Here is a 23,758-nt window from a genome sequence, read left to right as displayed (position 1 = left end):
GAAACCGGGGGGAGAGCGTTATGGGCGACGAGGAACTGGTGCGGGTCGACGGGGTGGATCTGTGCGTCGAGACGTTAGGCGACCGGGCCGATCCGGCGGTGCTGCTGATCGCGGGGGCGGCGTGCTCGATGGACTGGTGGGCGGACGGGTTCTGCCGCCGCCTCGCTGATGCCGGGCGGTTCGTCATCCGCTACGACCACCGCGACACCGGCCGCTCGACCACGGACGAGCCGGGGCATCCGTCCTACACCGAGGAAGCCCTGACCAACGACCCGCTCGGCCTGCTCGACGCATTGCGGGTGCGCCGCGCGCACGTGGTCGGGCTGTCCTCGGGCGGCGGCATCGCCCAGGAGCTCGCGGTGCGCTGTCCTGAACGGATCGCCTCGCTCACCGTCATGTCCACGACGTTCTACGCGCCCGGCGGGCCGGAGCTGCCGCCGATGGTGCCCGGGCTGCGAGCCGTCTTCGACGCCCCGCCCGCGCCACCGGACTGGTCCGATCGCAGCGCGGTGATCGACTACCTCGTCGCGGACTGGCTGCCGTACTCCGGCCCGGCCGGTGCCACCGAGGCTGAGCTGCGCGAGCTGGCCGGGCGAGTCGTCGACCGCTCCGTCACCGTCGCGTCGAGCGGCAACCACTGGCTCCTGACCGGTGGGAGCACGCCTCCGGAGCACTCGCTCGGCACGCTCACCGTTCCGGCGCTGGTGATCCACGGGACGGCCGACCCGATGTTCCCGTTCCCGCACGGCGAGGCGTTGGCCGCGGCGATCCCGGGCGCGACCTTGCTCCCGCTGGCCGGAGTCGGGCACGAGATGCCTCCACCGGCGACGTGGGACGCGGTCGTCCCGGCGATCGTCGAGGTCACCTCCGCCGCATGACGACCTGGAGTTCCTTGGTTCTGAGCAGGAACAGGACGCCCAGGGCCGCAGTGGCTCCGACGAGCCCGCCAACGGCCAGTGAGGCCCATGCCGAAGGCATCGCGGTGCTGACGACGAGTGCGGCACCGGCAGCTGTCAGCGAGGCGAGCAGAGACTTGGCGAAGGTGCCGAGGAGTTGCCGTCCGCGGAGGGGCCCGAGCCTGACGCGGAGCCAGAGCTGCCCGATCGCCCAGCCGATGACGAAGGTGAGCGAGTTCGCGACGACCACGCCGTAGATCACGTGCTCGGAGGGCAGCAGGTGGGGCGTGAGATACGTCAGGGGGACCTTCAGCGCGGTCATGATCAGCATGATCAGGGTGGGCGTGCGGGCGTCGTTCATCGCGTAGAAGACGCGCAACTGGATCAGGGTGAGCGCGTAGGGCAGCACACCGAAGGCGGCGAAGGCCAGTGCGATCCCGAGGCGCCCGGCCTCGGAAACGCCGTTGCCGTAGGAGAAGACCGCGATGCCCAGCGGAGGGCCGAGCACGGTCAGCAGCGCGCTCGACGGCAGCATCACCACCGCGCACAGCCGGGTGGCCAGCGAGAGGTCCCTGATGACGGCGGTGGTGTTCTGGCCCGCCGAGGCGCGGCTCATCCGCGGCAGGATCGCGGTGATCAGCGAGAACCCGATGATGCCGTAGGGGAGCTGGACCAGCAGCCAGACCGTGGTGTAGATCAGCAGCCCACCGTGGGCGGTGGTGACGTTGCTGACCGCGACCACCCCGACCTGGGCCAGCAGGGCGTAGGCCACCGTCCACGCCGCGAGGGCGCCGAAGCTGCCGAAGCGGCGGTCCCAACCCCAGCGCCAGTGCCAGCGGAAGCCGGAGCGCCGCAGGGCGGGGACCAGGATGATCGCCTGCACGACGACGCCGAGCGTGCTGCCGATCCCGAGGACCAGCAGGTGCGGGTCGGACATCCGGGCGGGGCTGAGAAGGGGTTTGCCGGGGAGCAGGGCGTAGGTGGCGAGGGTGGCCAGCAGGACCACGTTGTTCAGCACCGGTGCCCAGGCGGCAGGGCCGAAGACACCGCGAGTGTTGAGCACGGCGGTCAGCAGCGCGCTGAGTCCGTAGAAGAGGATCTGCGGCAGCAGCAGATAGGCCAGTGCGGTGGCCAGGGCCGGATTGGCCTTGCCGGTGGAGTTGTCGACCACCACGTCGATCAGCAGTGGCGCGGCCACCACGGCGAGAGCCGTGATCGCGAGCAGCGCGGTGGTGGCAAGGGTCAGCAGCCGCTGGGTGTACGCCTCGCCGTGGTCGGCGTCGTCGTGGTGAGCCCGCACCAGCACCGGGACCAGCACGCTGGTCAGCACACCACCGATGAGCAACTCGTAGACCTGGTTGGGCAAGGTGTTCGCCGCGGTGTAGGCGTTGCCGAGCACTTCCAAGCCCAGCACCCACACGACCGCGGCGTTCCTGAGGAACCCGGTGACCCGGCTGGCCAGCGTCGCGACGGCGATGGCACCACTGGTCCTGGCCAGCGTGCCCCGCCGCTTGTCCACAGTGGTCACTCGTCGTCGCCGTGGTAGGCCGACTCCGCGGTGAGCCCTTCGACGAAGGACCGGAAGTCGGTGGCCGGCGGTAGTTCCCCGGGGTCCAGCATCGAGAGCCGGGACTCGTCCTCACCGACGCCCATCACGCACTCGAAGGGGATGTGGTCATCGCTCCAGCTCGTGCGCTCGGCGACGGGGAAGGCGTTGCAGTGATCGGCAACGCCTCCACCGTCGTGCAGCCGCAACAGCTCGGTCAGCTCCTCGGGGAGGGTGACCCCCAGCTCGCGCTCGGCTGTCCTGATGCGCTCTTCCGTCGCGGGCGGTTCGGCGAACTCGTCATCCCAGAACCTGGCCTTGGCGGCGTCGAAACCTGCCACGCCGGAAGATCCTATTGCTTGACCGGGTAAGCCTGGGGGACACCGTCGGAGTTGACCCCGATCCCGACGTACTCGCTGACCCAGTGCGGCGCGATGCCGGGTTCGGCGCTGCGGTCGGCACCGGTCTTGGCGTCGAGCACGACGGGGCCGTTGGTGGTCCTGCCGTAGAGCGCGCCGTGCCACACGATGGTCATCGTGGGCGCGATGCGGTTGGTGGTCTTGTCGGGCAACGCCCACAGCTCCTTGCCAGTGCTGGCGTCGTACCCGGCAAGACGGCCGTTGGCCAGGCAGACCACGACAGACTGCTGGTCGTAGTCGCACTTCCCGTACGCGGACGGGCCGAATCCGCCCTTGTGCGTGAGCTTTCCCCGCTCCGCGCCGGTGGCGGGATCGAGGAACAGCAGCGCGGGGTCACCGCTGCCGTAGTTGGTGGAGTCGATGACGACCATGGCGGGACCGGCGGGCACCACGGTGACGGCGCTCGACCGGGCCGCGCCGACCCAGCGCTGCGCCCCGTCGCTCAGCGCCAGCGCCGTGGCCTGGATCATGGACTTGTTCTCAGCGACATTGGAGTCCGCGCCGACGACCACGTCGCCGTGCACGCTGCCCGCCTCGTACTCCGGCCGCTCCCACAACGTGCGCCCGGTGGCGGCGTCGAGGACGACGGTCATCGCCTCGCCCTTGCGGTAGGTGGCCACCACCGCGGTCTCGGTGACGGCGACGACCTTGGTGATCGCCCCGGATCCGCCCGTGCTGCCGATGGAGTCGGGAACGCGGACCCTCGACTCCCAGCGCTTGGTCCCGCTCTCGGCGTCGACGGCGATGACGGCGAGCGACTGGTATCCGGGCGTGGTTCCCTTACCGGGTTCCGAAGTCGGCATCGCCGCGACGACGAGGCTGCCCCGGTTGTCCACCGCCGGCGGGCGCGGACCGGCATTCGTGACGAACGGTCCCGCACGGAAGTTCGGGTCGGCGGGCACACCGTCGAGCCGGGCGACCCACTTCTGCTCGCCGGTGAGGACGTCGACCGCGTTCAGCTCGACCGGGGTCACCGTGTAGGCGGTCCGCTTGTTCAGGGTGGTGTACTTCGAGGTGACACCACCGCCGATGTTCGTCTGCGCCATCGAGCGCGGCAACGGGACCGCGGCGGCCGTGTCGAAGACCGTGGGCGGATCGGCGGTCTTCGCCGGGGGGACCGTGCTCGTCGGCGCGGCCTCGCTGGACTTCGCGGCCTCCGGAAGCGCCGGTGTTCCGCACGCGCTCACGGCCAGTGCCAGTGCGGCCAGGCCGCAGGAGTACTTCAGTGACGACAAGGGACCTCTCCCCGCTCAGTTGCCGAATTCGGTGTAGCTCTTGATCCGCGGGAACGCTTCGCAGCTCGCGACGTCCAGGGCGCTTTGGCCCGACAAGGACATCCTGACGTCCTTGACGGCCCCGGCCGCGGCGCTGAACTGCGTGGAGGACGCGGCGACCGGCTTGCCCGCGCTGTTCTTGCAGAGCAGGCCCACCACCGCGCTCCGCACCGGCTCCGGGTACAGGTTCTTGATCGAGACGGTGGCCTCCTTGGAGAAGCTGCCCCCGCCGATCTTCGTCACGCGCGCCTCGAAGGAACCGGGACCGTGTTTCGGACTGCGGTCCGGCAGCACCTCGATCACCGCCTCGATCCGGGTGAACGTGGTCGAGCCCCCGCCCATGGTGATGATCGGGCCCGTACTGCCCGGCGCCAGGTAGTCGGCGTTGTTCTCGTGGTCCGCCTTGGCGAGTTCCTCGGTGGAGCCGGAGGCGGTGTGGCCGGTGAACTTCACCCGGGCCCGGACCTCGCGGTCCTCGCGGTTCTCCACGAGGGCGTAGACGTAGCCGCCGAGCTGCCCGGTCTCCTTGACCACGACGTCCGCGGTGGCCGGTCGCTCCGCCGCCGGCTCGGCCCCTGTCGGCGTTCCCGCCCCGGGGTCCCCTCCGCCTGCGCACGCCGCCGTGCACAGCAATGCCAGGAAGGCGAGTCCTGTTCGCTTCACGTGTCCCCCTGCGCTCCTCGGTCCGCGCATGATCGAGGACCGTTCGCCCAAATCGCGCCCAGAAGCCGCTTCGCGTTGGGCGGCTGGGATACTCGGCGGGTGGAGTTCCTGGTCCTGGGGCCGATGGAAGTCCGCGCGAGGGGGCAGGTCGTCGAGCCGGGAGGGCCGCGCCAGCGCGCGGTGCTGGCGGCCCTGCTGATGCGCGCGAACGCGCTCGCGACGCCCGAGTTCCTCGTCGACGCGGCGTGGGTGTCCCCACCGGCGACCCCGGAGTCGAACCTGCGCTCCTACGTGTCGGGGCTGCGGCGTCGGCTCGGTGACGACGGCGCGCGGCTGATCACCCGCCCGGGTGGCTACCTGCTGCGCGTGGACGCGGGCGAACTGGACCTGGCGCGCTTCGACCGGCTGGTCGAGCGGGCGCGGGAGGCGGACGGCCGGACCGCCGCCGACCTGCTGGGCCAGGCGCTCGCCCTGTGGCGCGGACGACCGCTGGAGGGCCTGGCCGCCGGGCCGGCGCTGGTCGCCGAGCTGGCCCGGCTGGAGGAGCGGCACCACGCGGTCGTCGACGACTACGTGCGGGTGCGCTTCGAGCTGGGGGAGCACGCCGAGGTCGTCGGGGAGCTGCGGCGGCTCACCGCGATCCACCCGCTGCGCGAGCGGCTGTGGGAGCACTTGATGGGCGCGTTGCACCGATCCGGTCGCCGCGCCGACGCGCTGGCCGCCTTCCACGAGGTCCGCGCCTTGCTGGAGCGCGAGCTGAACGTGTCGCCGGGCCCGCGCCTGCGGCAGCTGCACGCCGAGATCGCCGGTGCCCGGTATCGGCCCGGTCGAGGTCCCCTGCGCCAGCTCCCGTCCGAGGCCGATCACCTGACCGGGCGGGAGGCGGAGCTGCGGGACGTCATCGGGCTGCTCGCCGCCGAGCGGGACCGGCTGGCCGTGGTGACCGTCTCCGGGCCGCCCGGCGTCGGCAAGAGCGCGTTCGCCGTGGCCGCCGCGCACCGGCTGGCGAGCCGCTACCCGGACGGGCAGCTGTTCGTGGACCTCTCCGGGGGCACCGCGCACCCGCTCGATCCCGGTGAGGTCCTGGCGAGGTTCCTGCGCGACCTCGGCGTCCCCGGGGTCGACGTCCCGCCGGCGACGGCCGAGCGCGCGGCGCTGTTCCGCGACCGGATCTCCGACAGGCGCGTCCTGGTGGTGCTGGACAACGCGGCGGGTGACGCCCAGGTGCGGCCGTTGCTGCCGGGCAGCCCCCGGTGCGGCGTGGTCATCACGTCCCGGCGGCGGCTGACCGGGCTGGACGCCAGCCTGCGCGTCCAGCTCGACCCGCTCGACCCCGCCGACGCGCTGCGGCTGCTGGGCGACATCGCCGACGCCGCGCACCTCGATCCCCCGGCGGCACGGCGGATCGTCAGCTCGTGCGGGCACCTGCCGCTGGCGATCCGGATCATCGGCACCAAGCTGCGCACCCGGCCGCACCTGGACGTGGCCACGCTCGCGGCGCGGCTGGAGGACGAGCGGCACCGGCTCGACGAGCTGGTGGCGGGGGACCGGGAGGTGCGGGCCGGGTTCCTGGTCAGCTACGAGCGGCTCAGCCCCGACCAGCGCCGCGCCTTCCGCCTGCTCGCCCTGCTCCCCGGCCCCGACTTCCCCGGCTGGGCCGCCGCGGCCGCGCTCGACGTGGACGGGCGCACCGCGGAGCGGCTGCTGGACGACCTGGTCGAGGCCAACCTCGTCGAGGCGGGCTCGCGCTACCGCTTCCACGACCTGATCCGGCTGCTCGCCGAGGAACGCGCGGCCGCGGAAACCACTGCGGCGGAACGGAAAGCGGTGTTCGACCGGATCTTCGACGCCTACCTCCACGTGGCCCGCGGAGCCGACGTCGCGCTCCCGTTCGGCGGACTGCACCGGCTCGCGCTCCCGCGCCCGGCCACCGAGATCGAGGCGTTGGCCGAGCACGCAGCGCGGAACGCGCCGCGGTGGTTCGACGAGGAACTGCACTGCCTCCTCCGCGCCGTGGAACTGGCTTCCGAACAGGGCAGGCACCTCACGACGTGCCGGCTGTCGGCGACGCTCGCGGCCTACCTGGAACTGCGCGGGCGGTGGGACGAGCTCGTCACCGTGGCCAAGCTCAGCGTCGCCGCCGCCAACGAGCTGGGCAGCGACTACTGGTCGGCGTACGCCTATTTCGGCCTCGGGCTCGCCGCGCGGGAGCGGCACGACCTCGAACCCGCGCGGCGGTACTTCGCGCAGTGCCTCTCCGTGCTCCCGGGAGCCGACGACCCCCGGCTGGAGATGGTGACGTCCTTGGCCGTCGCGGTGGGCCTGCGGTTCGTCGGGTGCTACGCGGACTCGGAGCGGAGCCTGCACGCGTGCCTCGACCGTTTGTCCACAATGGACGAACCGAACTGGGTGGCCTACGCGCGGCGGGAACTCGGCATCCTGCACCGCTACCGGGGCGACTGGGCTCGGGCCGAGGAGCTCCTGCGCGCCGCCGTCGACGAGTTCGCGTTGCTCGGCGACGACCGCTGGGAGGCGGCGAGCCTGCGCGAGCTCGGTGTGGTGAAGCGGGAACTCGGCGACCACGAGACCGCGCTGCGGCTGGTCGGCACCGCTCGGGAGATCTTCCACTCGCTCGGCGAGGTGCGCAGGGAGGCGATGGCGTGGCGCAGCCTCGCCCACACCCACCTCCGGCTCGGTGACACCACCGCCGCGCGCACGTGCTGCGACCGCAGCCGGGAGCTGTACGCCCGCACCCTCGACACCCACGGCGCCGCGTGCACGGAAGTCCTGTACGGGGAACTCCACGCCTCGCGCGCCGAAGGGATCCGCCACATCCAGCGCGCGTTGTCCACCTTCCAGGCGCTGGGCGATCCGCGGTGGACCGGCAAGGCGCGGCTCGGCCTCGCCGCACTGCTCGCCGCGACCGGGCGCGCCGACGAGGCCGCGGCGGTCCGCGCGGAGGCACACGTCGCGCTCAGCACCATCGGGGCGGTCGAAGCGCGGCAGAACAGCAATACCGCGTAGGTTCCCTCGGGCGGGGCTATGCCGCCGTCTTCGTCCTCTCGCCGGGCTGCGCGAGCGGTTCAACCTCGTCGGCGTCGCGCCCAGGACCGCCCAGTCGCGAACAGAGCTGCCGAGGCCAATCCGCGGACGCCGTTGCCCACGCACAAGCTGCCGCCTCTGCTCGGTGCGGGCACGGCCAGCGAAGGCTTCCAGGAGACCGCCGACCTCATGCAGCGCGTCCCCGGCTCCTCCGCGATCCGGTACGACGGCCACGGGCACGCCTTGTACATCACCATGGGCAACAAGTGCGTGATCGACCACGCCCACCGGTACTTCATCGACTTGAAGCAACCCCCGGCCGACACCGTGTGCCGCCCGTAGCCGAAGGTGTGAAAGCTCCCCGTGCGGGGTTGCCCACTTCAGGCGCGGGTGTTCCCGGTTGACGGCTGCACTTTCGGGCTGGACCCGCGCGGCTAGGTGCGTGATCGACCGACAATTGACGTATGTCCACGCCTCACCACGACCTGTACAAGCGCTACCTCTGGGCCACGCTCAGCCAGGACGCCGATGCGGTGGCCGGATTCTTCACCGCTGACGGCGTGCTCGAGGCACCCCTGGTACCGCCGGGAAGCGCCTTTCCGACGTGTATGCAAGGCCGCGACGAGATCCGGGACCAGCTCACCGCGTACTACCGTCGTCCCGCCGACACCGAACGCCAGGTCGACGTCCCGAACTCCCGGTACGAGGTGCACGCCACTGCGGATCCCGACGTGTTCATCGTCGAGATCGACACGGCGTTCACGTCCGCGAGCGGCCCGTCCACCATGTCGCTCGTGCAGATCTTCCGGCTCCGCGACGGCAAGATCGCCCTCCTGCGCGACTACTTCGCGCCGGACGCCGTGGCTCGCTGACGTTCTTCCAGCACCGTCCGGATCACGTGCCGAGCGTTGTCCGCCATCAACGGGTTCGTCTTCCGGTAGTACGGCAGCGCGATCAGGGCCTGCGAAAGCGTCCGTCCCCGCTCACGATTCCACCAGCAGGTTTCCCGGCATCAAGTCACCGTGCAGCCACACCGGCCTTTCGTCCCAACCCGGTGTTCGCAGCGCTTCGTCCCACACCTCGGCCACCGCATCGCAGTCGACGCCCTCCTCCGGGATTCCGTGCAGCTGCTCGATCGCCTGCCGCGTCGACGCGTCCAGCAGGGCCAGCGGCCCACCCCGGTAAGCCTTCGGCACCCTCGGCATGCTCGCGCAGCGTCCTCGCTCCGGGGTGCTTTCCTGGCAGCCACTCTTGTTCCAGCGCAACGTCATCGGCCCCGCTCTCCACCAACGGCAGCCTGACGACCATGTCCCCGCCCAGCCGGTACACGGCGTTGACCGTGCCACCTGATGGCCACCGCTCCGCCGCCAGCCCGGCCCACTGCGGGAACTGCGCCGCGATCAGCCCACGCACGAGGTCATCGTCGATGGGATGCACGCCGGAGTGCATCTGCCCTGTGCTCACGGCGCGTCATCCGACCGCCAGACGTCGTGGTCGTCAAACGCTTTCTGCCCGGCTGATGGGCTCCAGTTCCGTCTCGTAGACCTTGCCCCTGGGCGTGGTCCAGACGTGCCGTCCGTCCGGCGGGTTCTCGCACGTCCAGTTGGACTCGTGCTTCACGCGGTGGTGGTGCCTGCACTTCGGCCACGGATCCGCACCGACGTGTTCGTGCTGTCGAACGGACAGCAATGGTGAAGACCGCAGCGGTGGGCGGGCTGTTGGCATCCGATCGCCGTGCACGTCGGATAGCTTCGGCACGCGCAAGGGGCCCCAGGTCAAGTCGACCCACGCTGGTACCGGCGCGACCTGCAAGCCTCACCGAAAACCACCCCGATCCAACGGCCCCCATTCCGCGGAATCCTGCTCCTCCACCATCCGAGTGCAAACCTCATGCACCTCGTCAGCAATCCAAGCAACAGCCCGCCGACAACGCACAAGAGGCTCGTTGTCCGGCCCACGCCCGCGTTCCTCACCTTCGAGCACCCACGCGTGCACACCCGGTCCTCGCCGGTCTCGCAGGTGCCGGTAGTCGTAGAGCCGCCGGGCCAGCCACAGGCGCAGTGGCCGATCTCCCCACCACGATTCGACGCGGAGGGGGTTGGCGGACAGGCCGGGCAGCTCGATCCCGGTCAGGGCGTCGCGGCTGCGTTGGGCGGCGTCGGCGTCGGGGCCTTTCGACCAGCGGACGTACAGCTCCGCGTCGGAACGCTCGACGAGCGCGACCAGCTCGTCGAGCGTCCTGAGCACCGGAAGGACGGGAGACACCTCGCGGGAGTTCCCCTCCATCCCTGACCTATGCCGGGAGGAGGGTGAGCGCGTAGATCTCCACCCGAGGATCATTCGGCAGTGAAAGGGAGCGGATCGGTTTGGTCACCGGGAGAGAGCTCGCGAACAGCTTCACCGGCGGTCCGTCCACTCCGGAGCCCGCCTTGATCCGGTGGGGCATGGCGAGCGCGACGGTGCTCCCGGCCGGGGTCGAGCCGGCCCAGTCGCCGACCGCGACGGTGGCCTCGGTCGAGGTCCCGTCGGTGAAGTGCACGGTCACCCCGGCCGAGACGGGACCGCTGTGCGAAGCGAACACCACGCTCAGGCGGCCGTGGTTGCCGGACGGCAGGAGCAGCGTCTGCCCACGCGCCTCGACGAAGTTCGGCGCGGTGCCCTGGGCGGACGGAGCCGCGTAGGTGACACCGCCCCACGTGACCGGTCCTTGGGCGGGGAGCAGGGCGGCGTCGTAGCTCCAGCCACTGCCGTCGAAGTTGCCCTCCGAGGACTGGGCGACGGTGGCCGTGCCGTCGTGGTTGAGGTCCCGTGAGAGGTCCACGGCGCATTGACCGGACACAGTGGACACACACGTGGGAGCTGGACGCAGCTCAAGAGAGACCGAGCGCGTGACCGGCTCGACGCCAGGCGCGGAAACCTTGACCTGCAAGGGATAAGTGCCCTCAGAGACACCTGCGGGAATCCGGAGGCGAAGCGGCACGGTCTCCTGGCGGGGCAGCGTGAAGGACCGGATGATCAACGGTGGCTGGTGCGAGACCTGCCAGCCGGCGGGCACGGTGGGCTGGACGAGGACCGGGAGCACGCCCGGGGACTGGCCCAGCACGTCGAGGTTGACGGTGAGGTCGGTCGTGCCGATGGGGGTCGCGATGACCCGGTCCCGCAGCGAAGCGTCGAGGTGACGACGGGAATCACGCTGCGCGCGGTTCACCGAAGGCGGCTCGGCGCCGGGGCCGGTGCCCCACTGCGACGGCTTGGTGTCCAACGTGTGCGCGAGGTTCCCTCCGCGCGCGATGGCGTTCCAGTCCACCCACGTCTGCCGGACGTCACGGCCGTTCAACGCCACGCTGCGGATGTAGCGCTTCGCGTCGCTGGCACCCGGTGCGGTGATCGTCAGCGTGCCGCCCTGCGAGCCGAACTGTCCAATCCGGATGGTTGCGGACTCGAACTGCGGGCTGGACATCGCGAGGAACGTCGCGCCGTTCATCGTCGGGTACAGGCCGAGCGAGGAGAACACGTACCACGCCGACATCGTGCCCAGGTCGTCGTTGCCGGTCATACCGTCCGGACCCGTGGTGAACAACGTCATCGCCGCGCGCACGACGGTCGCGGTCTTCGCCGGGGCGCCCGCCCACAGGTACATGTACGGCGCGTGCAGATCGGGCTCGTTGTTCGGGTTGTACGTCGGTTTGCCGTAGTAGTCGTAAGGCTTGGTGATCCAGTCCTTGCGCACTGTGCCCGCGGGATCGGCCAGCAGGTTGTCGTAGGCGAAGAAATCGTCGAGCCGCTTCTCAGTGGCCTTGCGCCCACCCATCAGCTCCACGAGCCCCGCGGGGTCCTGGGGGACAAGCCACTGGTATTGGTGCGCGCCGCCCTCGTGGAACTGGTGCCCCGCGTCGACCGGGTTGTACGGCGTCATCCATGTGCCGTCGACGGTGCGCGGGCGGAACTGGTTGATCGAGGAGTCCCACAGGTTGCGGTACCACTGGCCGCGCTCGGCGAACATGCGCGCGTCCTCGCGGTGCCCCAGCTTCTCCGCCATGAGCGCGAGCGACGCGTCCGCGGCGGCGTACTCCATGGTCGCCGAAGCCGGGTGCACGCAGTCGTTGTCGCCGCCCTTGTGCGCGCAGTCCGTGCCGAGCTTGAGGCCGGACGGGATGTAACCGCGCTTCTTGTAGTACTCCACGCCGGATCGTCCGTTATAAGGCGAACTCGCCGGGGGAGTGGTCGTCGCGTTGGTCTTCATCAACGCGTACGCCTCGGCCTCGTGGCCGGCGAGCAAGCCCTTGGACCACGCCTCCACCAGGAACGGAACCACGGGGTCACCGGTCATGATGTTGGTTTCGCTGCCCGCGAGCGCCCACCGCGGCAACCAACCACCGTCGCGGCCGATCGCGAGCACGGACAACGCGACGTCGCGCGCCACCTGCGGCTCGATGATTTGCAACAGCTGGTTCTGCGGCCTATAGGTGTCCCACAACGAGAAGTTCTGGTACGGCGTGTAGCCGGTCGCGATGTGCACCTTGTTGTCGAAGCCGATGTAGCGGCCGTCCACGTCACCGGCCAGGTTCGGGTGCATCTGCGCGTGGTAGAGCGAGGTGTAGAACGCGCGCAGTCGCTCCGTGGAACCGCCGCTCACCTTGATGGCGCCCAGCTTCTCCACCCACGCCTGGCGCAACTTCGCGCGCGTGGCGTCGAAGTCGTAGGAATCAGCCGTCTCCGCGAGCAGGTTCTTCCGCGCGCCCTCTATGCCCGTGTAGGACAGGCCGACCTTGACCACCACGTCGCGATCGGTCTTCGCGTCGAAGCTCACCCAGCCGCCGTTGCCGCCGCTGCCCGCCGCGTCGCGGCTGCCCGGGGTGATCGTCGAGCCGCGCCACGTGCCGTGCGCGGCGAACGGCCGGTCGAACGTCGCGGTGAAGTGCACGGTGTGCTTGTCGCGGCCCGCGCAGAAGCCGCCCGCGAGCACGCGGCCCTCGATCGTGCGGTCACCGACGATGTGGATCTCGGAGTCGTAGACGGTCTGGTTCGCCTTGCCCGTGTTGAACAGGACGTTCGCCTCGCCCGTCGCGGGGAAGGTGTAGCGCTGCCAGCCGGTGCGCGGCGTCGCGGTCAGCTCCGCGTCGACGCCGTACTTCGACAGCCCCACGCGGTAGTAGCCGGGCGTGGCCTCCTCGTCGGAGTGCGAGTACTTCGACTTGTAGGCGTTGTGGTCGACCGTGGTCACCGCGCCCGTGGTGGGCATCATCGGCAGCTCGCCCATGACACCGCAGCCCACGCCGGAGAGGTGGGTCTGGCTGAAGCCGTAGATCGAGTCCTGCTCGTAGTCGTAGCCGCCCTGGCCCCCGGTGTCCGGGCTGACCTGCACCATGCCGAAGGGCGCGCTCGCGCCGGGGAAGGTGTTGCCGAAGTTCTTCGTGCCGATGAAGGGGTTCACCAGCTCGACGCCGTCGACCGGCGGAGCGGCGTGCGCTGTCCCCGTGAGCAGTCCGGCGAGCAGCAGTCCGGCTGCCGTTCCGGCCACGAATCGCCTACTGGAAGGCCACATGTGGGCGTACCTCCTCGATGACAACGTTGTCCGGAGACGTGGTCGGACTACATCAAGGGAAGCTTTTCGCTGTCAATCGTTCGGGAGATCCTGTCTTGTCCTTGTCCGATGAGTTCTGTCCGCCGCGGAGGTCTGTCCAGTCATGAGAAAACTCATCTACACGTTCACCGTGTCCCTGGACGGCTACGTCAACGATCGGAAGGGCAGCATCGACTGGAGCGAACCGGACGACGAGCTGCACCAGTTCCACAACGACCGCTTCCGCGAGCTCGAGGTCTCCCTGCACGGCCGCCGCCTGTACGAGCTGATGGCCGAGTACTGGCCGCACGTGCCGGCGGACGCGCCGCCGATCCTGCAGGACTTCGCCGCGCTCTGGACGGGGAAGCGCAAGGTCGTCTTCTCCCGCACGCTCACCGATGTGCACTGGAACAGCACGCTGGTCAGCGAGAACGCGGTGGAGGAGGTCCGCAGGCTCAAGGCCGAGGGTGACGGCGACATGGAGGTCGGCGGTGCGGGCCTCGCCGCCTCTCTGGTACCGCACGGACTCATCGACGAGTACCAGATGTTCGTCGCACCCGTGGTGCTCGGCGGCGGCACTCCGATGTTCCCGTCGCTGGACAGCCGCATCCAGCTCCGGCTGGTCGAGACGCGGCAGTTCGCCACCGTGGTGTTCCACCGCTACCGGACCGCCTAACGCCGGTTCAACCGCAGCAGCCCGCGTTCAAGTGCGACCGTCACCGCCGCGGTGTGGTCGTCCACGCCGAGCTTGGTGAACGCGTGCACCAGGTGCGTCTTGACGGTCGCCTCGGAGATCGCCAGCTCGCGGCCGGTCGCGCGGTTGGTCAGGCCCTTCGCCACCAGGCCGAGGACCTCCACCTCGCGGTCGGTCAGCGACTCCGGCTGGGGAGCGCGCAACCGGCCGAGCAGCTTCGCGGTGAGCCCCGGGGCGAGCACGGGCTCGCCGCGCGCCGCGGCACGCACGGCGCGGAACAGCACCTCCCTCGGCGCGTCCAGGTCCATCAGCACCACGTCGGGAAGTTCGCGGGCGACCACGTCCAGCGCCACACGGCCGTTCTCCGCTTCGCCGATGACGTCCAGGTCCTCTTGTCCCGCAAGCGTTCCGGAGAGCGCGGCGAACACGGTGCCGTGCTGCTCGGCCAGCTCCCACTCGGCGAGCAGGGCGTCCGGGTCGGCGTGCCGCGGGGAGGTAGAGGCGAAGATCCGCATCGCCTCGCGCACGTTCATCCGGTTCGGCAGCACGGCGTGTTGCAGCTGCACCCCGACCCGCAGCCGCACCGCCGGATCGGCCAGCGGGTCCAGCCCGAGCACCCGCACCGTGCCGCCGTCGGGCCTGCGCAGCCCGGCCGCGCACTCGACGGTGGTGGTCTTCCCGGCCCCGTTCGGCCCGAGCACGCCGAAGACCTCGCCGCGCCGGACGTCCTGCGAGATCCCGTCGACGGCCACCTTCGCCCCCTACGCCTTGCGCAGGTCCCTGATGGAGACCACGACCTCGTTCTCCATGCGCACCAGGCTCGCCGGCCCACCGGGGAGCGGACATCGCGCGACCGCTCGGTGCGGCATCCATCGTTCGATGGAGCTTGTCAGGGATGCCCTGACATGTCAGGCTGGACCTGACGAGAGGAGGTGGCCGTGGACGGCATCCGATGTTCGTTCTGCGCCAAGCATCACACCGAGGTCAACAAGGTCGTCGCCGGGCCTGGGGTCTACATCTGCGACGGCTGCGTCGGCATGTGCGTGGAGATCATCGCCAGCACTGCCGAAGCACCGGTCGAGTGGCCGGACTCGACGCAGATGACCGACGAGGAGATGCTGGAGGCGCTGCCGCGCGTCGCCGCGGTGGAGAAGCAGGTCGACGCCGCGCTGCGGATCTGGGTGAGCAGGCTGCGCGCACGCGGGGTCCCCTGGGGCCGCATCGGCGAGGCACTCGGCGTCACCCGGCAGACCGCGTGGGGCCGGTTCTCCGGGGAGGAATAGATGGAGATCCTGACCGCGCGCGATGTCCCGCTCGGCGGCCCACGCGCGATGACCGTGCGCCGCACGCTGCCGCAGCGCCATCGATCGCTGATCGGCGCGTGGTGCTTCGTCGACCACTACGGGCCCGCAGACGGAAACATGGACGTCGCACCGCACCCGCACACCGGCCTGCAAACCGTGAGCTGGTTGTTCAGCGGCGAGATCGAGCACCGCGACAGCCTCGGCAGCCACGCCGTGATCCGCCCCGGCCGGCTGAACCTGATGACCAGCGGCGACGGCATCTGCCACTCCGAGGTCTCCACCGCGGGCCCGCTGCACGGCGTCCAGCTGTGGGTGGCGCTGCCGGACGCGCACCGCCACACCGCCCGCGACTTCGTCAGCTACACGGCGGAGCCGGTGCGGCTCGACGGCGCCTCGCTGTGCGTCTTCCTCGGCAGCCTCGCCGGGAGCACGTCACCGGTCACCACGTTCACCCCGCTCGTCGGCGCGGAGATCGTCCTGGACCCGCACTCCCGCGTCGAGCTGCCGGTCAACCCGGACTTCGAGCACGGCGTGCTGCTGGACACGGGCGTCGTCTCGGTCGCGGGCACGAAGCTGGCGCCCAGCGACCTCGGCTACCTCCCCACGGGGTCGACCGGTCTCACGCTGGTGAACCACGACGCGGAGCCCGCGCGACTGCTGCTGATCGGTGGTGCGCCGTTCGAGGAGCAGATCCTCATGTGGTGGAACTTCGTCGGCCGCTCCCACGAGGAGATCGTCGCCTTCCGCGAGGCGTGGGAACGGGAGTCGGAGCAGTTCGGCCGCGTCGAGGGCTACGAGGGGCCGGTCCAGCGGCTGCCCGCGCCCGCGCTGCCCGCCGTGACCATCAAACCGCGCCCGGCCGCGCGCTGATTACCGCGGCCGGAGCAGGGAACTCGCTGGTCATGGTGAAGATCCCCGTTCGAGAGAGCCAACTCAAAGCCGCCGCGGTGCTGCTGCGCCCGGCCCGACTGCTCACCGGCGCGTTCCGCGGCCTGGCCGCCGTCCGGCACGCGCGGGCGTTCCACCCGCTCGGCATGCCGCTGGACGGCGCGCTCACCGTGGAGCACCCCGGTCCGCTGCCGCTTCCCCTCGGCACGCACCCGGTGATCGGCCGGCTGTCCAAGGGAGCGGGGCGGCGGGGCGACAAGGCCGATGTGCTCGGGCTCGCCCTGCGCGTCGAGGTCGACGGGCAACCGTGGGACCTCGCGCTGTCCAGCTCGGGAAGCGGGCGGCTCGGCCGGATGCTGCCCAAACCCGCGGGTTCCTGGCTGCGGACGCGCTTCGGCAGCATCCTGCCGTACCGCGTGAACGGCAAGCGGTTGTGGATCTCCGCGCTCGCGCACGGCGGTGACGAGCACTGGGACACCGCCGACCTGGCCGTCGTGCCCACGACGACGAGCCCGCTGTTGCTGAGCGTGCAGACCGCGACGTTCCTCGGTCGCTGGACGACCGCGGCCACCTTGGCGCTGTACCCGAACGAAGGCATGGAGCAGCCGTCGTTCGACCCGATGCGCAACTGTCCCGATGAGGTGCGCATGGTCCCGCACTGGCTCCGCGAAGCACGAGAACTGGCCTACCGGGGAAGCCGCTCCGGCAGGAGGTCCACTGGATGAAGGAGAGCTTGAGTGCCCGAACTGACCGCGGAACTGATCGTCGACGGCAAGGTTCCGAGGAGGCCGGTCATCTCCCCGGACGGCTGTTGGGTGGTCTACACCGTGCACCCGCTCAGCAAGGCCGACGAGCACCCCGTCGCCGCGTTGTGGCTCGCGGCCACCGACGGCGGCGCACCGCCACGGCAGCTGACGGCGGGCACCGCGCTCGACATCGCGCCCAGGTGGGCTCCCGACTCCGCGGCCGTCTACTTCCTCTCTGATCGCGCCGAGCGGGGAACCCCGCAGCTGCACCGCATCCGGCTCGACGGCGGCGAGGCCGAGCCGCTGACCGCGTGGAAGGGCGGGATCAGCGACCACCTACCGCTGGCCGACCCCGGCGTGGTCGCACTCGTGGCCGCCGACGAGCCGACCGAGGAGGACGAGCGCCGCGAGCGCGAACGCGACGACGCCCGGGTCTACGGCGAGCGCGTCCGCTACGCCCGCGTGCGGCTGCTTTCCTTGGCCGACAAGCAGATCGCCGCTCCGATCGGTCCGTCCGAGCGACACGTGGTCGAGCTGGCGCAGCGCCCCGGCGGCGGCCCGCTGGCGCTGCTGAGCTGGCCGGACACGGAGTTGGACGCCTGCTTCGTGGATTCGGCGGTGCACGTGGTCGACCTCTCGACGAGGGAGACGCGCGAGATCTGCCGGACCCCGGCCTCGCCTTCGGGGCTGACCTGGTGGCGCTCCGGCGACGACTGGCGGCTGGCCTTCCTCGCCACCACGCCACCCGGTCCGGTCGGCGGCGAGGCGGTGTTCTCCGTCGACGAGCCGGGGCAGCCGGACAACCTCAGCGCCGGGATGCCGATGTGCCCGATCTCGCTGGCCGCTCCCGCGTCCGGCGGGCTGCTGGCGCTGTTCGCCCACGGGCTGGACTCCGCGCTGCACCGCATCGACACGCGCACCGAACTGTCCACAATGGATGGTTTCGCGGACGCGCTGACGGTCAGTTCCTCCGGCGCCGTCGTCGCCGCGCTGCGGAGCACGTCCTACGCGCCGGTCGACGTACACTCGGGTCCGCCGGAGGGGCCGCTCACCCCGCTCTCCCACACCCGCCCGGAGCTGCGCGAGATCACCTGGGGACGCCAGGAGCGGTTGGCGTACAAGGCATCCGACGGGCTGGAGCTGGACGGACTGCTGGTCCTCCCGCCGGGCAAGACCCGGGCCGACGGCCCGTTTCCCCTGGTCACGATCCTGCACGGCGGTCCGTACGACCGCGATGCCGACAAGCTGTCCGTGCATTGGGCGCCGTCCGGGCAGTGGTTCGCCACCGGGGGCTGCGCGGTGTTCCTGGCCAACCCGCGCGGCGGCGCCGGGCACGGGCACGAGTTCGCGGCGAGCGTGGCGGGCGCGGTCGGGGTGGACGACTGGACCGACATCCTCGCCGGGATCGACCTGCTGGTGGCCGAAGGCGTCGCCGACCCGCAGCGCCTCGGCTTCGCCGGGTGGAGCCAGGGCGGCTTCATGGCGGCGTGGGCGGTGGGGCAGACCGACCGCTTCCGCGCGGCCGTGATGGGCGCGGGCATCAGCGACTGGGGGCAGATGGTCGCGGCGGGGGAGCTGGCCACCTACGACGGCACCCTCGGCGGCAGCGCCGGCTGGGAGGGCGTCGGCCCGCACCGGCACGACCGGCTGAGCCCGATCTCCCACGCCGCGAAGGTGACGACGCCCGTGCTGATCCTGCACGGCGAACTCGACCCGAATGTCCCACTGGCACAGGGGGAGTACTTCCACCGCGCCCTCCGCGCGCTCGGCGTCGAGCACGAATACGTGGTCTACCCAAGGGAAAAGCACAGCATCGCCGAACGCGCCCACCAGCTCGACGTGCTGCGCCGCAGCCGGGACTGGTTCACCCGGTGGTTGTAGTCACCGCAAACGATCTGACATCGGTCGGATAACTCAACGTGAATCAGTAGATCCACTCCGTGTTTTCGAGCGTATGTTCGATGTGGAGAGATGTGGGAGAGGGGGTGCGTCATGTCCGCCTACGACGAGTTACGCGAACACCGCCGGTTCGGGCCGCTGTGCCTCGCGCTGACCTTCCGGTTGCTCAGCGAGGAGGTGCGCAGGTTCCCGGCGCTCACCCCGGAGCAGGGCTGGCAGCCCGCCGAGCTGGAGGACCTGCTCGGCGAGTTCCTGGTCGACCGGATCAAGCCCGTCACCGCCAACCTGCTGGCGCTGGCCACCGACGACGACTCGCTGGGCAGGCTGCTGCGGACCTCGATCCGGCGGTGGCTGGTCGACCGGGCGCGGACCACGGCGGTCGGCGCGCTGCGCCGGGCACTGGAGAAGGTGCTCTCCACCAACCCCCTCTTCGAGCAGGTGCCCGCCACCGAGGCCGGAGCGGGCCGGTGGCGGCTGGCCGGGAGCACCGGCCCGCCGTGGGGCGGGAAGTTCGAGCACCTGGTCGAGGCCGCGCGCGCGGTGCCCAACGTCAAGATCCCCAAGTGGAGCAGTGAGACCCGCCGGGCCCCGGTCGCCGACGCCGCGTCGATCGCCGCCGTGGCCAAGGCGGTGCTCGCCGCGGCCGGGGGCAGCCTGGAGCTGGGCCAGATCGTGGTGGTCTTCCTGGCCCGCTTCCCGGTGGTGCTCGACCCCGTGGTGGTCTCGCTGGACTCCGACGCCGGGAACCCGGTCGACCTCGGCGACGAGCTGACCCCGGAGGAGCAGGTGATCGCGGCCGAGCAGGAGCTGGAGGCCGCGGTGGTGGCCGCCGAGATCGTCGGAATGCTCGCGCCGAGGGAGCGCAAGATCGTGCCGTACCTGGACAACCCCAGGGCCATCCAGGCACTGCTCGGCATCGGGCGCAGCCAGGCCTACCAGCGGGCGAAGCGGCTGAAGGAGAAGCTCGCCCAGCTGATCGGGGACAGCGGCGACGCCAGCGCCGTGGCCCGTGAGGTGATCTGGCTGTGCAAGAACGGACGGTGAACACCGGACGAATGACGAGTTGTGCCGTCAGTCAGGGATGCCAGACCCCGAATGGCCGACCAGACGGGAGTGCACCATGAGTGACCCGGTACTGCCACAGCGCTTTCTCGACCTGCTCAACCAGGCGGGAGGGCCGGCCGATCCCTTCGGTGACGTCGCCGAACCCGAGATCGCGACCGGTCAGCTGTGGCGAGCCAGGTGGGACGGGGACCGGGTCCTCGTCCTCATCCTGAGCGTGGAGGGCAGGGACGTCATCGCCGCGCCGGTGACGCTCGACCCGCCGGCGGAGGACGACCTCTGCCTGGTCGTCGACGGTTCCCGGACCAGCTCCGGGGTGCCCGCGACACTGTGGGCCGGGTTGACCGGCCCCGTCCCCATCCGGGTGCTGGACCGCCCGGTGGACACCTGGGGACAGGACGTCGTGCACTGGGCGGCCACGGCCGTGCCGGTGCCCGCCGAGGAGGTGCCGCCGGGCACCCGCCGCGGCCGCGCCATCGACTCGGCGCTGGAACCCGCCGCCGACGTGCGCGCGGAACTGGACGACACGCTCGACCGGCTGCGGCTGGCCCCGGCGCTGCCCGTGGTCAAGCCCGGCGAAGCCCCGATCACCCTCGCCGCGCTGCTCGGCAAGGGACCCAAGATCGACCTGCTGCGCTCGGCCCTCGGGCTGCCGCAGCACGAGGTGATGAAGCTGCTCAGCGGGACCCGTCCGCTCACCCCCGACCTGGCGGCGGTGGTGGCGGCGGAGACCGGGCTGTCCACCGAGGACGTCACCCAGGCCGTGCTCGCGCTGCCACCGGAGCTGGTCGCCGAGGTGGAGCACCCGAGGTGGCGGCCGACCTGGACCGACCTGGCCGCGCGCGACGGCGTCGACGAGGCCACCGCCCGGCTCACCGCGAGCTACGGCACGTTCGCGCTGGCCGGCAGGCAGACCGGCGGCGCGGCACCCGACTGGCGCGGGAGGTTGCGGCAGTTCCTCAACCGTCCCGCCGATCCCGAACCACCGAGGGAGGACTACTGACGCGGTCGCTCCTGCACGCGCAGGTCCGGGCCATGCTCGCGGTCCTCGACCGCAGGTGGCCCGGAGCCGCGCGGCGGCTGCGCCCCCATCCGATCGTCGAGATGGCTTCGTGGCCGGAGATCCGCCTCCGGCTCGTCGACGAGCAGCTGGGCGAGCGCGGGTGCGCGGTCTCCGGCAGCTACCACCCGGAGCTGACGCCGCCCACGGTGCTCGTCGGACGCTCGCTGTCGCACCGGCGGCGCGCGTTCACGGCGCTGCACGAGCTGGGCCACCACCTCCAGCAGACCGACACCGGCCTCGGCGAGCGCACCTTCGAAGCGTCGAATCCCTTGCAGTTCCAGGAAAAGGCGTGCGACGCGTTCGCCGCCGAGGTGCTGCTGCCCGATGCGGAACTCGCGCGGCCCGGGTTGTCCGCCCAGGACATCGTCTCGATCTACCAGAACTCGGCCGCTTCCCGTGAGGCCTGCTGCATCTGGGCTTCGCGGCACATTCGCGGGACTGTCGTGTTGTTGGACGCGTCGGGGGCTGTGCTCTTCGCTTCACGGCGCGGCGCGGTGTCCACGCCGTTCATCCGCGAGGCGTTGCGGTCACGGATTTCCGCTGCGGATGAAACCGGCGAGGCCGCGTGGTGCGACGGCTACCTGATCGCCGTTCTTCGCGTACGTTCGTCCGCGTGAGCTTGTCCACGCGCATTGCCGACTACAGCGCGGTGTCCACAGCCTTGACCCTGCTCAGCGATCAGCGGCTGGCCAAGGCCCTCGACGAGGCACAGGTCCTCGGCACGGGCATCGGTGGCACCGCGTCGCTGATGGAGGTCGAGGGCGTTCGCGTCTTCGTCAAGCGCGTCCCGATCACCGATGTGGAGCGGCAGAACGTGCTGTCCACGGCGAACCTCTTTGGGCTGCCCGCGTACGCGCAGTACGGCGTGGGAACTCCGGGCTCCGCCGAAATGGGGTCTCCGGGCTTCGGCGTGTGGCGCGAGGTCTCCGCGAACGTGATGGCGACGAACTGGGTGCTCGACGGTTCGTGCGAGAACTTCCCGCTGACCTACCACTGGCGCGTGCTGGACGGTTCGGACGCCGTTTCGTTGTCCGATGTGGACGCGACGGTCGAGTTCTGGCACGGCTCGGCGGCGGTCCGTGCCCGGTTGGAGACTCCTGCCTCGGGCAGTGTCGTGCTGTTCCAGGAGTACGTGCCTGTTGACCTGCAAACCTGGCTCGGCACGCAGGACCCTGCGGCTGTTGCCGGTGATGTGGAACGGCAGCTGCGGTCCACGGCGGCTTTCATGAACTCGCGCGGGCTCTACCACTTCGACGCGCATTTCGGGAACCTGCTCACCGATGGGCAGGTCGTGTACTTCGCCGACATGGGCCTGGCCACGTCCACGCGCTTCGAGCTGTCCGCGGAGGAGTCCTCGTTCGTCCGCCTCAACGCCACCCACGACGAGGTGTACGTGACGATGCGCCTGGTGAACTGGTTGGTGACGGCGCACCTCGACCTGGGTCCCGCCGAACGCAACGCCTACATCCGCCGCTGCGCCGAGGGCAGTTCGCCGGACGGACTGCCCCCGGTCGCCGCGGAGATCGTGAACCGGAACGCGCCTTTCGTCGCGGTGATGAACGAGTTCTACTGGGGTCTGTTCACCGAGAGCCGTCAGACGCCGTACCCGGCCGCGGAGATCGCCGAAGCGGGCTTCACCGCAACGCTTCCACGATGAGCTTCGCCGTGCGGGCGAGCAGCGCGTTGTCCGCCTTCGCGTCCTTGGTGTCCTTTGTGGTCAGCACCGCGATCGCGATCGGAGTGCCCTTCTCGGTCCACGCCACACCGACGTCGTTGGCCGAGGCGTAGTCGCCAGTCCCCGTCTTCTCACCGATCGACCACTCCTTCGGGATCCCGGCGCGCAGCCGCTCGCCGCCCGTCGTGTTCGTCAGGAGCCACTTCTTGAGCTGCTCGCGCTCCGCGGGCGGCAGGACGTCGCCGACCACAAGATCGCGATAGGCGCTCCCCAGCGCCTTCGGCGTGCTCGTGTCGCGCTCGTCGCCCGGGATCGCGGTGTTCAGCTCCGTCTCCCACCGATCCAGCCGCGTCGTGCCGTCCCCGATCGACTTCGCGAACTTCGTCAGCTCCCCGGGGCCGCCCAGCAGTTTCAGCATCTGGTTCCCCGCGGTGTTGTCGCTCTTGGTGATCGCCGCCCCACAGAGCTCGCCGACGGTCATGCCGGTGCCCACGTGCTTCTCGGTGACCGGCGAGTACGTCACGATCTCCTGCTGCGTGAAGTGGACGCGCTTGCTCAGGACCTCCGTACCGTGCCTCTTGAGGAGCGCCGCCACCGCGTACGCCTTGAACGTCGACGCCATCGCGAACCGGTCGTTCTCCCGGTGGGAAACCGTTTTGCCGGTCGCGGTGTCTATCGCGAAGACGCCCAGGCGGGCGCCGAACTGCTTTTCGAGAGCGGTGAAGTCGGGTTGGCTTGTTCCGCAAGCCGGGAGGAGGAGAGTGCGTGACGTCGGGTGCGTGGTTGGGGTTGCTCTTTGTCGAGGTTGGGCTTCCGGCGTGGGGTCGGCTTGACCTGGGGCCCCTTGCGCGTGCCGAGGGCCTGCCGGGCGGGCACGGTCAGGAACCGGCCCTCGCCGACGAGCGTATGGCACGCGCACCCCAGGTAAAGCCTCAGCTGGCAGCCCCGGCTTGCGGCGGCTGGAACCTGGTTTCCCTTGCCGCGTAAGGGAAAGTTCACTCCGTAGAGCCATGATCCACTATTT

Annotated in this window: 23 protein-coding genes; 13 read left to right on the top strand and 10 right to left on the bottom strand. The window is 70.6% G+C overall.

The annotated features are described in order from the left end of the window. Window positions 1–20: 20 nt before the first annotated feature. The gene (locus BLT28_RS12030) at window positions 21–878 is read left to right on the top strand and encodes an alpha/beta fold hydrolase (RefSeq protein WP_030430673.1); all 858 of its coding nucleotides are present in this window, start codon (window positions 21–23) and stop codon (window positions 876–878) included. Here BLT28_RS12030 and murJ read toward each other — a convergent pair. The 4 genes from murJ to BLT28_RS12010 are packed head-to-tail and all read right to left on the bottom strand — an operon-like array spanning window position 862 to window position 4,798. Beyond that, the gene (murJ, locus tag BLT28_RS12025) at window positions 862–2,424 is read right to left on the bottom strand and encodes a murein biosynthesis integral membrane protein MurJ (protein ID WP_030430674.1); all 1,563 of its coding nucleotides are present in this window, start codon (window positions 2,422–2,424) and stop codon (window positions 862–864) included. The genes BLT28_RS12030 and murJ overlap by 17 nt on opposite strands. After that, on the bottom strand, window positions 2,421–2,783 hold the full coding sequence (locus BLT28_RS12020; protein ID WP_052407532.1) for an SMI1/KNR4 family protein: 363 nt from the start codon (window positions 2,781–2,783) through the stop codon (window positions 2,421–2,423). Before BLT28_RS12020 ends, murJ begins: the two co-directional genes overlap by 4 nt. Before the next feature lie 11 nt (window positions 2,784–2,794). After that, the gene (locus BLT28_RS12015) at window positions 2,795–4,096 is read right to left on the bottom strand and encodes an outer membrane protein assembly factor BamB family protein (protein ID WP_030430676.1); all 1,302 of its coding nucleotides are present in this window, start codon (window positions 4,094–4,096) and stop codon (window positions 2,795–2,797) included. A gap of 15 nt (window positions 4,097–4,111) precedes the next feature. Beyond that, a complete protein-coding gene (locus BLT28_RS12010) occupies window positions 4,112–4,798 on the bottom strand; it encodes a hypothetical protein (protein ID WP_156051128.1) in 687 nt (228 codons plus the stop codon). A gap of 99 nt (window positions 4,799–4,897) precedes the next feature. Between BLT28_RS12010 and BLT28_RS12005 the strand changes: the two genes are divergently transcribed. The 3 genes from BLT28_RS12005 to BLT28_RS11995 all read left to right on the top strand — a co-directional run bounded on the left by BLT28_RS12005 (window position 4,898) and on the right by BLT28_RS11995 (window position 8,712). Then, complete coding sequence (locus BLT28_RS12005; protein WP_043812300.1) at window positions 4,898–7,822, top strand: AfsR/SARP family transcriptional regulator; 2,925 nt, start codon at window positions 4,898–4,900, stop codon at window positions 7,820–7,822. A 132-nt stretch (window positions 7,823–7,954) separates the two neighbouring features. Continuing rightward, window positions 7,955–8,182 (top strand): alpha/beta hydrolase, encoded by a 228-nt coding sequence (locus BLT28_RS12000; RefSeq protein ID WP_030430679.1) that lies wholly within the window; start codon window positions 7,955–7,957, stop codon window positions 8,180–8,182. 122 nt (window positions 8,183–8,304) lie between these two features. After that, on the top strand, window positions 8,305–8,712 hold the full coding sequence (locus BLT28_RS11995) for a nuclear transport factor 2 family protein (RefSeq protein WP_030430680.1): 408 nt from the start codon (window positions 8,305–8,307) through the stop codon (window positions 8,710–8,712). A 111-nt stretch (window positions 8,713–8,823) separates the two neighbouring features. Here the strand turns inward: BLT28_RS11995 and BLT28_RS42845 are convergent, their stop codons facing one another. The 4 genes from BLT28_RS42845 to BLT28_RS11975 form a co-directional block, all read right to left on the bottom strand. Beyond that, entirely contained in the window at window positions 8,824–9,045 is a 222-nt protein-coding gene (locus BLT28_RS42845) for a phosphotransferase (RefSeq protein WP_052407533.1), read from the bottom strand. Between the two features lie 292 nt (window positions 9,046–9,337). Further along, window positions 9,338–9,460: a hypothetical protein gene (locus tag BLT28_RS42515; protein ID WP_269459646.1), complete on the bottom strand. Its 123-nt coding sequence runs from the start codon at window positions 9,458–9,460 to the stop codon at window positions 9,338–9,340. Window positions 9,461–9,655: 195 nt separating this feature from the next. Beyond that, complete coding sequence (locus tag BLT28_RS11980; protein WP_231950762.1) at window positions 9,656–10,087, bottom strand: DUF6098 family protein; 432 nt, start codon at window positions 10,085–10,087, stop codon at window positions 9,656–9,658. A gap of 46 nt (window positions 10,088–10,133) precedes the next feature. Then, entirely contained in the window at window positions 10,134–13,385 is a 3,252-nt protein-coding gene (locus BLT28_RS11975) for a GH92 family glycosyl hydrolase (protein ID WP_030430682.1), read from the bottom strand. A 142-nt stretch (window positions 13,386–13,527) separates the two neighbouring features. On the opposite strand from BLT28_RS11975, the gene BLT28_RS11970 reads away from it, so the two are divergent. Beyond that, a complete protein-coding gene (locus tag BLT28_RS11970; RefSeq protein ID WP_030430683.1) occupies window positions 13,528–14,079 on the top strand; it encodes a dihydrofolate reductase family protein in 552 nt (183 codons plus the stop codon). Here the strand turns inward: BLT28_RS11970 and BLT28_RS42680 are convergent. After that, a complete protein-coding gene (locus BLT28_RS42680; protein WP_052407534.1) occupies window positions 14,076–14,849 on the bottom strand; it encodes a LuxR C-terminal-related transcriptional regulator in 774 nt (257 codons plus the stop codon). The two genes, BLT28_RS11970 and BLT28_RS42680, sit on opposite strands and share 4 nt — an antisense overlap. A gap of 186 nt (window positions 14,850–15,035) precedes the next feature. On the opposite strand from BLT28_RS42680, the gene BLT28_RS11960 reads away from it, so the two are divergent. The 8 genes from BLT28_RS11960 (at window position 15,036) to BLT28_RS11925 (ending at window position 22,716) form a co-directional block, all read left to right on the top strand. Continuing rightward, complete coding sequence (locus BLT28_RS11960; RefSeq protein ID WP_197684020.1) at window positions 15,036–15,380, top strand: ClpX C4-type zinc finger protein; 345 nt, start codon at window positions 15,036–15,038, stop codon at window positions 15,378–15,380. Next, the gene (locus BLT28_RS11955; RefSeq protein WP_030430686.1) at window positions 15,381–16,271 is read left to right on the top strand and encodes a pirin family protein; all 891 of its coding nucleotides are present in this window, start codon (window positions 15,381–15,383) and stop codon (window positions 16,269–16,271) included. A gap of 32 nt (window positions 16,272–16,303) precedes the next feature. Beyond that, window positions 16,304–17,014, top strand: a complete 711-nt coding sequence (locus BLT28_RS11950) for a hypothetical protein (RefSeq protein WP_052407535.1) — start codon at window positions 16,304–16,306, stop codon at window positions 17,012–17,014. A 12-nt stretch (window positions 17,015–17,026) separates the two neighbouring features. Further along, entirely contained in the window at window positions 17,027–18,916 is a 1,890-nt protein-coding gene (locus tag BLT28_RS11945) for a S9 family peptidase (RefSeq protein ID WP_030430688.1), read from the top strand. A 111-nt stretch (window positions 18,917–19,027) separates the two neighbouring features. Further along, window positions 19,028–19,978: a hypothetical protein gene (locus BLT28_RS11940; protein WP_030430689.1), complete on the top strand. Its 951-nt coding sequence runs from the start codon at window positions 19,028–19,030 to the stop codon at window positions 19,976–19,978. A 76-nt stretch (window positions 19,979–20,054) separates the two neighbouring features. Continuing rightward, window positions 20,055–20,999 carry a hypothetical protein gene (locus BLT28_RS11935; RefSeq protein ID WP_030430690.1) on the top strand — a complete coding sequence of 315 codons (945 nt, stop codon included), beginning with the start codon at window positions 20,055–20,057 and terminating at the stop codon, window positions 20,997–20,999. 32 nt (window positions 21,000–21,031) lie between these two features. Continuing rightward, window positions 21,032–21,676 carry an ImmA/IrrE family metallo-endopeptidase gene (locus tag BLT28_RS11930; RefSeq protein ID WP_081900432.1) on the top strand — a complete coding sequence of 215 codons (645 nt, stop codon included), beginning with the start codon at window positions 21,032–21,034 and terminating at the stop codon, window positions 21,674–21,676. Further along, on the top strand, window positions 21,673–22,716 hold the full coding sequence (locus tag BLT28_RS11925) for a hypothetical protein (RefSeq protein ID WP_043812302.1): 1,044 nt from the start codon (window positions 21,673–21,675) through the stop codon (window positions 22,714–22,716). The genes BLT28_RS11930 and BLT28_RS11925 overlap by 4 nt, the downstream gene beginning before the upstream one ends. On the opposite strand, the gene bla is transcribed toward BLT28_RS11925, so the two are convergent. Further along, window positions 22,694–23,746: a class A beta-lactamase gene (gene bla, locus BLT28_RS11920; protein ID WP_083383724.1), complete on the bottom strand. Its 1,053-nt coding sequence runs from the start codon at window positions 23,744–23,746 to the stop codon at window positions 22,694–22,696. The genes BLT28_RS11925 and bla overlap by 23 nt on opposite strands. Window positions 23,747–23,758: the final 12 nt, after the last annotated feature.

Source organism: Allokutzneria albata (assembly GCF_900103775.1).
Classification (GTDB): Bacteria; Actinomycetota; Actinomycetes; order Mycobacteriales; family Pseudonocardiaceae; genus Allokutzneria; species Allokutzneria albata.
The sequence above is the reverse complement of the archived record's forward strand: the minus strand, read 5'-3'. Positions and strand labels throughout refer to the sequence as shown.